This window comes from Kineosporia sp. A_224, assembly GCF_002198655.1.
In the GTDB taxonomy this organism is placed as follows: Bacteria; Actinomycetota; Actinomycetes; order Actinomycetales; family Kineosporiaceae; genus R-H-3.
Map to the genome: position 1 here is coordinate 37,638 of NZ_MWLN01000176.1, position 9,061 is coordinate 46,698.

Consider the following 9,061-nt stretch of genomic DNA (forward strand, 5'->3'; position numbering starts at 1 on the left):
CCCCCGCCGTGAGGCACCTCCCCGTGACACATGCCACCTCACCGGGACCGGCCCGCGTCGCCGGTAGCCTGGGGAGGTGCCGACGCCCCGATTCGCGACCCTGCTCGGTGAGCAGGTCTGCCACGAGTTCACCGCCAGCCAGCAGTACGTCGCGCTCGCGGTGTGGTTCGACGCCCACGACCTCCCCCAGCTCGCGACGCACTTCTACCGCCAGGCGGTCGAGGAGCGGAACCACGCGATGATGATGGTCCGGTACATGCTCGACCGGGACCTGCCGGTGACCGTGCCCGGCGTCGGTGACGTCCGCAACGACTTCGCGGACGTCGTGGAGCCGGTCGCGCTCGCCGTCGCCCAGGAGGAGCAGGTCACCCGCCAGATCGAGGCGCTCTTCCGGGCGGCCCGTGAGGACGGCGACTTCCTCGGCGAGCAGTTCATGCTCTGGTTCATCAAGGAGCAGGTCGAGGAGGTGGCCTCGATGAAGACGCTCCTCGCGATCGCGCAGCGGGCGGGCACGGACTGGTTCCAGATCGAGAACTACCTCGCCCGCGAGTCGGTCGGGGGCGCCGGCACCGACCCCGGCGCACCCGAGGTCGCCGGCGGCATGCTGCTCGCCTGACGCCCCACCGCCACGAGGTCGAGCCGCTGCGCCTGCTCGACGTAGGCGCACAGGGCGTTGAGCCGGCGAAGGTCCGCCGGGCCGCCGACGGGGGCGAGGAGCAGGTCGGGGCTCCCGACGACGGCGACGAGCGCCCGGGCCCGGGACACCGCCACGGTGAACCGGTTGACGCTCAGGAGGAACTCCAGCCCGCGCGGTGCCTGCTCGGCCGAGGACGTCGCGAGCGAGTAGACCACCGCGGCGGCCTGGCGGCCCTGGAGCTTGTCGACGGTGCCGACGAGCACCTCGTCACCGCGCGGCACCGACGCCAGCGCCTGCCGCACCCGCTGCGCGTGCTGGTTGTACGGCGTGAGCACGAGCACCTCGTCGGGCGTCAGCGGCCGGAGCCGGTCGTCGGCGTCGCGCCACATCCCGCCGCCGAGCAGGCCCGCGACGAGGCCGGCGACGACGTGCGCCTCCTCCGGGCTCACGGCGGCGTTGCCCCGGTGCGGCACCGGCACCCAGCGCAGCCCGGTGCCGGTGAGCCCGGCAGCACCGAGCACGTGCTGGCGCTCCCGGCCGGGAGCGACCCCGAGCCGGCCGTCGTAGGCGAGCCCCGAGACGAAGCCGGCCACCGACGGGTGCATCCGGTACGTCTCGTCGAGCAGGACGCCCCGGCCGGGCGGCACGGTGGCGGCACCCGCGAGCAGGTGCTCCAGGGCCGACGCCTCGGCCCCCGGCGGGTGGGTGCCCTGGACGGGCTGCGTGAGCTGCTGCGGGTCGCCGAGCAGGAGCAGGGACCGCGCCGCGCCGGAGACCGCGAGGACGTTCGCGAGCGAGAGCTGACCGGCCTCGTCGACGACGAGGACGTCGAACCGGCCCGCGAGCTCGGGGCGGGAGAACAGCCAGGTCGTCCCCGCGACGAGCCGGGCGCCGGCGTCGAGCGCCGCGACGACGTCGGAGTTCTTCGTCGTCGAGGGGACGGCCTCGCTCTCGCAGGCCTCGTCGTCGTCGGCCTTCTGCAGCGCGTCGAGCGTGACGCCGCGGCCGGCGGCGACCCGGCACGTCTCGTCGAGCAGGTTGCCGATCACCTTGTGGCTGAACGCGCACACGCCGACGGTGAGCCCGGCCGCGACGAGGTCGACGACGACCTGCGCACCGCTGTACGTCTTGCCCGTCCCGGGCGGGCCCTGCACCGGCAGGACACCACCGTCAGCGTCGGCGGCGAGGAGCGCGACGAGCCGGCGGACGGCGTCGGACGCGGACTCCCCCGGCGCGACGAGCGGCCCGCCGGCCGTCGCGGCGACCCGGGGCGGACGGCGCAGCAGCAGGTCGCGGGCGGCCCGCCACTGCGGCAGCGGGCTGTCGACGCCGTGCGCGGCGACCCACCGGGCGAGCTCGTGGAGCCGGGCCCGCTGCTCCTTCGAACCGAAGGGCTTGCCGGGGACGAGCGCCGTGAGCTCCGGCGCGGGCTCACCGCTGCCCCGCGCCAGCACGACCCAGCCGGCGACCGGGTCGACGTCGTGCACGCGGACCGTGCGCCCCGACCTCGGATCGACCCAGCCCGAGCTGCGCGGTGCCACCTTGGTCTCCTGCGGCGGGAACTCCATGCGCCACAACGTCGACCGCTTGACCGTGCCCACCTGCTCGGGCGCCGAGAGAGCGCCGAGCGCGGCCGGGTCGGCCTGCAGCTCGGCGTCGGTGCGGTGCAGCCGGTCGAACCAGTCCCACCACTGCGGCAGCGCCTCCCGGCGGTGCCACTCGAGGAGCGCGCCGAGCAGCCAGGTCGCCCGCTGCTGCGGCGACCGCGCCGCCGGGTCGTCGGGGAGGCCGGCCCAGAGCGTCTCCCGCAGCCGGGCCGTCTCGTCGGCGTCCACGTCGACCTGCTCGGGGGCCGCGCCGTCCCCGTGCCCGGGCCGGGCGAGGGCGGCCGCCGGGCCGGACGCCCGCAGCCCTTCGAGCCAGTCCCGCAGGGCCTGCGTCGAGCGGCAGTCCTCCTCGTTGTAGGCGCGGATCTCCTCGAGGACGGCGTCGTCCCGCTCGAGCAGCCAGCGCTCGAACGCGACGACGCTGCCGAGGGCGTCGTGGACCCCCTCACCGCCCCGGAGGTGGCCCCAGTAGTACGGCTCCAACCGCTTGAGCGAGTAGGACTCCTGGCCGACCCGGACACCCTGCTTGACGACCGAGTACAGGTCGACGAGGCGCTCGCCGCGCAGCAGCCGGCTCACCTCGGCGGACCGGGTCTCGTACCGGGCGGACAGCGCCTTGAGCCGCGAGGGCTCGTAGGGCGCGTAGTGGTAGACGTGCATCCCCGGGTCGGCCTCCCAGGCCGCGACGAGGTGGTCGACGAGGGCCTCGAAGGCGGCCTTCTCCTGCTCCGGCTCGACGGCCCAGTAGCCGGTGAAGCCGCCCGCGTCGACGACCCCGAAGAGGTACTCCAGCCCGGTGTCGCCGACGAACGGGTCCCCCTCCATGTCGAAGAACACGTCCCCCGGGGACGGTTCGGGCAGCAGGGCGAGCCCGCGCCCCGGTTCGGCGGGCAGCAGCTCCCAGCGGCCCTCGCCCGACGCACGCTCGGCGACCTGCAGCCGGGCCTGCCGGACGAGCTTCTCCGCGACGGTGCGGCCCACCCGGCCGCGGCCCGGACCCGCCAGCGCCGCCGGCTCCGCGGCGGCGAGCGCGGCGACGGTCGTCACCCCGGCGGCCCGCAGCGCCTCTGCATGGTGCCGGCGCATCCCGGCGACCAGGCTCAGGTCGTCGGCCGCGCGCCACCGCGACCGGCACTGCTGCTCCCAGCGGCACTGCCCGCAGTGCCGCACCGGGTACGGCGCGGTCCCGGGCCGCTCCCGGAGGAACTCCAGCAGCTCGGCACGCACCCGGCGGGCGTACGCCGCGCAGTCGGCGAACCGGTACGGCCGCTCCTGGCCCTCGCCGGTGACGACGACGAGCCGCTCGGGCTCGACCCCCTGCAGGACGGCGAGCCGCTCGGCGTACGCGGCCATCTGGAGGATCGCGGGGACCTTGAGCCGGCGGGCCAGCTTGGTGTCGGCGACGTCGTACGACCAGCCCCACCGGCCGGGGCGGTCGTCGCGGCGCAGCAGGAAGTCGGCGTGGCCGCGCCAGAGGCCGTCGTAGAACGTCGCCTGGTAGACGACGTCGGCACCGGCCGCCATCGCCGCGACGGTCGACTCCTCGGCCGCGCGCAGACCGGCCGGGCCGCGGCCGCCCGCGTCGACGTCGATCTGCACGACCGTGCGGCCCTCGGCGCGCAGCCGGTCGAGGTAGGCGTGCTCGTGCTCGAGCCCGCGCCGGAACAGCTGCTCGAGCGCCTCGCCGGGCGCCGCGGGTGCGGGCCGCTCGCCGAGCGCCACCTCGTGGTCGAGCGTGGTGAGGTGGCGGCACGCGAGGAACCGGGTGAGGTCCGTGGGGCTCACCACGAGCTCGCCGTCGACGATCTGCACGACAGGGACGCTAGCCCTCGGCACCGACATCCGGGGCGCCGTCCGGCACCCCGGTGAACAGGCCCTCGACCTCGTCGGCGACGTCCGGCTCGGCGAGGACGAGCAGCTCGTCCCCGGCCTCGAGCACGGTCTCGCCGCGGACCTGGACGAGCGCCCCGGCCCGGGAGACGAACGACACCCAGGCGTTCTCGCCCATCGGCAGGGCCTCGATCGACGCCCCGTCCGCCGGCGCCCCCGCGGCGACGGTGTACCGGTGCATCCCGTGCGGCTCGTCGCGGAACCGCAGGCCGAGCGCCCACGGCTCGGGCTCGACGACCCGCATCGGCAGCGCCAGCCGGGTCGCGAGCCACGGGACGAGCCCGCCCGACACGACGACCGAGAAGAGGACGACGACGAAGACGACGTCGTAGACCCGCAGCGCACCGGGGTCGTGGGTCGTGAGGATGTAGGTGCCCAGGAGCACCGGGACGGCGCCCTTGAGGCCGGACCACAGCACGAAGACGCGTTCGGCCCGCGACAGCCGCACCGGCAGCAGGACCAGGCCCACGAGCACCGGCCGGACGACGAACGCCATGAGGACCGCGAGCACGAGGCCGATGAGCCAGGCCCGCCCGTCGGGCAGCGTCTTCAGCTGGACGGTGAGGCCCAGCAGGGTGAACGCGACGATCTCGGCGAGGCTCGCGAGCGCGGAGTGGAACCGCTCGATCTCGCGCTTGTAGGGCGCGCGCTCGTCCCCGAGGACGATGCCCGCGACGAACACCGCGAGGAAGCCCGACCCCTGCAGCACGGTGGCGACACCGAACACGACACCGGCGGACGCGAGCACCCGCAACGGGTACAGCCCCTCGCTGGGCAGCGGGACGCGGCGCATGAACACGAGCAGCGCCCGGCCGCCGGCGAGGCCGACGACGGCGCCGACGACCATCTGGAGCGCGAACACGAGCAGCCCGGTGCCGACCGCGCCCCAGCCGGCCGCCGTCCCCGCGCTGAGGATCGCGACGAGCAGCGCGATGCCGACGGGGTCGTTCGCCCCGGACTCGCCCTCGAGCAGGACGCCGCTCGGCCCGGAGATCTCCCGCCGGCCGAGCACGGAGAAGACCACCGCGGGGTCGGTCGGTGCGAGCGCCGTCCCGAGCAGGAGCGCGAGGTACCAGTCGAAGCCGAAGAGCCAGTGCGCGGCGGCGGCGAGCGCGGCCGCCGTGACGACGGTGCCGGCGACCCCGAGCCAGACGATGGCGCCCGCCGCGGAACGGAACCGCGTGACGCCGATGTGCATGCCGCCGTCGAAGAGGATGACGACGAGGGCGACCGTGACGAGCCGCTGGACCGTCGTGATGTCCAGGCCGCCGAGCGCGGGGACGAGGTCGGACGCGACGGCCGCGCCGACGAGGAAGAACGCCGGTGCCGGGACCCGCAGCCGGGTGCTCAGCCGGTTCGACAGGACGGCGAGCAGCCCGACGAGACAGACGATCCCGAGGGTCGCGCCGAAGGGGACGGCGTCGTCCATCCGCCGCCGTCAGACGCCGAGCACGGCGAGGTCCGCGAGCGGCGGTTCCCCCGCCGCGGCCGCGAAGGCCTCGAACGCTGCGCGCACGGCCGGTCGGTCCTCGACCGGCACCCTGCGCAGGATCGCCGACATCTCCGTACGTCGGCGCTGGACGACGGACGCGACGAGCCGGCGTCCGGTGTCCGTGAGCTCCACGAGCGTCTCGCGACGGCTCTGCGGGTTGGGCACGCGGCGGACCCAGCCGCCGGCGGCGAGCCGGTCGGTCGTCCGGCTGAAGGTCGAGGCGTGGACGCCGACGAGCTCGGCGAGCGTGCCGCTGCGGGTCGTCCCGTGGGCCGCGAGGAGCACGAGGACCCTCAGCTGCGGGAGCGAGACCTTCTCCAGGGCCGGGGCGACGGACCGCGCCACGACGCCGAGCATCGCCCGCGACGCGGTGAGGGTGGCCTCCGTCAGCTCGGGCTCGGCCTTCGGCAGGGTCGTTCGTGCCATGTGCGAACGATAGCCGCGCGCACGCGCCCCGTCCCCCGAGCGGCAAGAAAGATCGACAAGCGGTCGGCACACGTGTGCGGACCGGTCCGTGCCAGGGTGTCCTGCGGTGCCGCCAAGGCCCCGAGGTCCTCCTCCCCGCTGCCTGAAGGGCGGTTCCGCCATGGCCGACGGTCTCCTCGTCCTCACCGCCGACCGGGTCTTCGACTCCGCGACCGGACGGTGCGCACCCGACCTGGCGGTCGTCTGCAGCGGTGCACGGGTCGACGCGGTCGTCCCGGTGGCGCAGGCACCTGCGGCCGGGGACGTCGTCCGCGGCGGGCCGGTGCGCCGGATCGACCTGCCCGGCCACACGCTGCTGCCCGGGCTCGTCGACTGCCACACCCACCTCGTCGGCGAGGCCGAGAGCGGCCAGGGCTACGCGCACCTCGTGACCCGCAGCAGCGCGCAGGAGGTGCTCGTCGGGGTCGAGAACGCCCGGCGGACGCTGCGGGCGGGCTTCACGACCGTGCGGGACGTCGGGAGCTTCCGCGCCTTCGCGGACGTCGCCCTGCGCGACGCGGTGACCGCCGGCTGGGTCGAGGGGCCGCGGATGCTCTGCGCGGGCGCGTACGTCACGTGCCCCGGCGGCGCCGGCGACGTCACGGGCCTGGCCGTGGACGTCGACGCGGTCGTCCCCGCGGAGCTGCGGTTCGGCGTGTGCTCCGGGCCGGACGGCGTCCGGGCCACGGTGCGCCGGGTGCTCGGGCGCGGCGCGGACGTCGTCAAGGTGCTCGCCACCGGCGCGGTGCTCACGGCCGGGACGGCACCGGGGGCGCCGGAGCTGTCCCGCGCGGAGATCGCCGCCGCCGTCGAGGTCGCCACCGACCACGGCACGCACGTCGCGGCGCACGCGCACGGTGCCGAGGGGATCCGGCGCGCGGTGCTCGCCGGGGTGCGCTCGGTCGAGCACGGCTCGCTGCTCGACGCCGGCACGGTCGCGCTCATGGCCGAGCACGGGACCTACCTCGTCGCCGACCTCTACGACGGGGACTGGATCCTCGAGCAGGGGCCGCGGCTGGGCTTCTCGGAGGAGGTCATGCGCAAGACCCGGGACACCACGCAGGCGCAGCGGGACGGGTTCGCCGCGGCCGTCGACGCCGGGGTGCGGATCGCCTACGGCACCGACTCCGGCGTCTACCCGCACGGGGACAACGGGCGCCAGCTCGCCTACTACGTGCGGCACGGCCTGACCCCGGCGCAGGCGCTGCTCAGCGCGACCCGGTGGGCCGCCGAGCTGCTCGGGCTCGAGCACGAGATCGGCCGGCTCGCACCGGGGCTGGCGGCCGACGTCGTCGCGGTGCCCGGTGACCCCACGGTCGACGTGACCGGGTGCGAGCGGCCGGCCCTCGTCGTCCGGGCCGGCCGCGTCGTCCTGGACCCTGCGGCCCCCTGAGCTCAGGCCAGCGACAGGAAGAGCTTCTCCAGCTCGTCCGTGGTCATCTCGGACTCGCCGCCCTCGCCGAGCATGCACTGCTTGAGCCCGCTCGCCACGAGCTTGAACCCGGCCCGGTCGAGCGCCCGGGAGGCCGCCGCGAGCTGGGTGACGATGTCCTTGCAGCTGCGGCCCTCCTCGATCATCGTCACGATGCCGTCGATCTGGCCGCGGGCGCGGCGCAGCCGGTGGACGACGTCCTTGGCGGCCTGCTCCTCGAGCTGCATGGTCCGGTCCCCTGTCTGCGCGGCCGGCGGTCCCGGCGTACCCCTCCATGATGCAGGTACCCCCGGTGGTACGCGCCACCGGCACATGGACCGGGTCGGGGTCCGAGCGTCAGAGCTTGAGCGCCTTCCACGTGAGCGGCCCGACGTTGCCGGTGACGGGCAGCCCGTGCCGGCGCTGGAAGGCCATGACCGCCTGCTTCGTCCGCGGGCCGAACACGCCGTCCGCGCGGACCTTGAGCGCCTTCTGGACGATCCGCACCGCAGGTCCGCGGGACCCGGGCCGCAGCACCGGGTGCGCGGTGGGCTTCGGCGTCGGCGTCGGGGTGACCTTGGGCGTCGGCGTCGGCGTCGGCCGCGGCGTCGGCCGCACGGTCGGTGTGCCCGACGGGCTCGGTGTGGGCGTCGGGGTGCCGTCCGTGGCGCGGACGACGGCGAGGACCTCCCGCCACGTCGCCGCCCCGACGACGCCGGTCGGCGGCAGCCCGTGCGCGGTCTGGAAGGCCCTGACCGCGGTCTCGGTCATCGGCCCGTAGCTGCCGTCGGCGTCCGCACCGACGACGGCCTGGACCGCGGCGACGACGGGCCCGGTCATCGGCCGGCTCAGCTGCATCCCGCTGTACCGGGTCAGCCGGACCAGCCGGGCGGAGGCACCCGCGGGAGCGGAGACGAACGGGTAGCGCGCGCAGACGGCCGTCCGCGCCGCGGCCCAGGGGGCGGCCCAGTTGAGGTCCGCGGGCCGGCAGGGCCCGTAGTCGGCCGGCGCGACGGCGCCGGTCCAGAACGAGGTCCGCTTCTGGGCGCCGGCCCAGCCGAGCGAGACGTGGACGTGGTCACGGTGGCACGTGGTGTCCCAGGCCCGCTCCGGGTGCACCGCGCACGTCGAGTACGGCCGCCAGCCGGACGTCGCGGCGTAGGAGCCCCAGATCTTGCCGTCCCAGATGACGTACATGACGCCGAGCCGGCGGGCGTTCGCGAACCGGTTGCCGTGGGCGTCCGTGGCGAGCAGCCACGTGAGGACCGCGCGGGCCCGCGCCGCACCCACCGGGTCGTGGCCGTCGACCATCCAGTCGACGGCCCGGCCCTCGTAGTGCTCGCTGGTCCGCAGCGGGTCGGTGCCGCAGGGCCGGGCGATGCCGTAGCTCGTGCCGGGGTAGGTCGCACGCAACAGGTCACCGAGGGCCGTCGTCCCGGTCTTGTCCCGCGGGTCGCAGGAGGCGGCGGAGACGTACGGCTGCAACGGTTCCGCGGCCGCCGGCAGCCCCGCCGGGACGGCCGGGGCCGGCTGCGGGGCGACCGACGCGGGTGCCCCCG

At 75.7% G+C, this 9,061-nt stretch carries 7 protein-coding genes; 2 read left to right on the forward strand and 5 right to left on the reverse strand.

Annotation, left to right across the window (positions count from 1 at the left end; all coding sequences use genetic code 11):
* The first annotated feature begins 76 nt into the window (after positions 1–76).
* Positions 77–616 carry a ferritin gene (locus EDJALFJO_RS17645; protein ID WP_088287614.1) on the forward strand — a complete coding sequence of 180 codons (540 nt, stop codon included), beginning with the start codon at positions 77–79 and terminating at the stop codon, positions 614–616.
* Here the strand turns inward: EDJALFJO_RS17645 and EDJALFJO_RS17650 are convergent.
* The 3 genes from EDJALFJO_RS17650 to EDJALFJO_RS17660 are packed head-to-tail and all read right to left on the reverse strand — an operon-like array spanning position 535 to position 6,052.
* The gene (locus EDJALFJO_RS17650; protein WP_088287616.1) at positions 535–4,056 is read right to left on the reverse strand and encodes a TM0106 family RecB-like putative nuclease; all 3,522 of its coding nucleotides are present in this window, start codon (positions 4,054–4,056) and stop codon (positions 535–537) included. The two genes, EDJALFJO_RS17645 and EDJALFJO_RS17650, sit on opposite strands and share 82 nt — an antisense overlap.
* A 10-nt stretch (positions 4,057–4,066) precedes the next feature.
* Positions 4,067–5,563, reverse strand: coding sequence for a cation:proton antiporter (locus EDJALFJO_RS17655; RefSeq protein ID WP_088287617.1), 1,497 nt, complete (start codon positions 5,561–5,563; stop codon positions 4,067–4,069).
* Between the two features lie 9 nt (positions 5,564–5,572).
* Positions 5,573–6,052: a MarR family winged helix-turn-helix transcriptional regulator gene (locus EDJALFJO_RS17660; RefSeq protein ID WP_088287619.1), complete on the reverse strand. Its 480-nt coding sequence runs from the start codon at positions 6,050–6,052 to the stop codon at positions 5,573–5,575.
* A gap of 160 nt (positions 6,053–6,212) precedes the next feature.
* On the opposite strand from EDJALFJO_RS17660, the gene EDJALFJO_RS17665 reads away from it, so the two are divergent.
* Positions 6,213–7,484 (forward strand): amidohydrolase family protein, encoded by a 1,272-nt coding sequence (locus EDJALFJO_RS17665; RefSeq protein ID WP_088287620.1) that lies wholly within the window; start codon positions 6,213–6,215, stop codon positions 7,482–7,484.
* A gap of 2 nt (positions 7,485–7,486) precedes the next feature.
* Here the strand turns inward: EDJALFJO_RS17665 and EDJALFJO_RS17670 are convergent, their stop codons facing one another.
* Both EDJALFJO_RS17670 and EDJALFJO_RS17675 read right to left on the reverse strand, forming a co-directional pair.
* Positions 7,487–7,750: a metal-sensitive transcriptional regulator gene (locus EDJALFJO_RS17670; RefSeq protein ID WP_088287622.1), complete on the reverse strand. Its 264-nt coding sequence runs from the start codon at positions 7,748–7,750 to the stop codon at positions 7,487–7,489.
* Between the two features lie 109 nt (positions 7,751–7,859).
* Positions 7,860–9,061: peptidoglycan-binding protein (locus EDJALFJO_RS17675; protein ID WP_143448631.1), on the reverse strand; the 1,202-nt coding region annotated here is incomplete at its 5' end.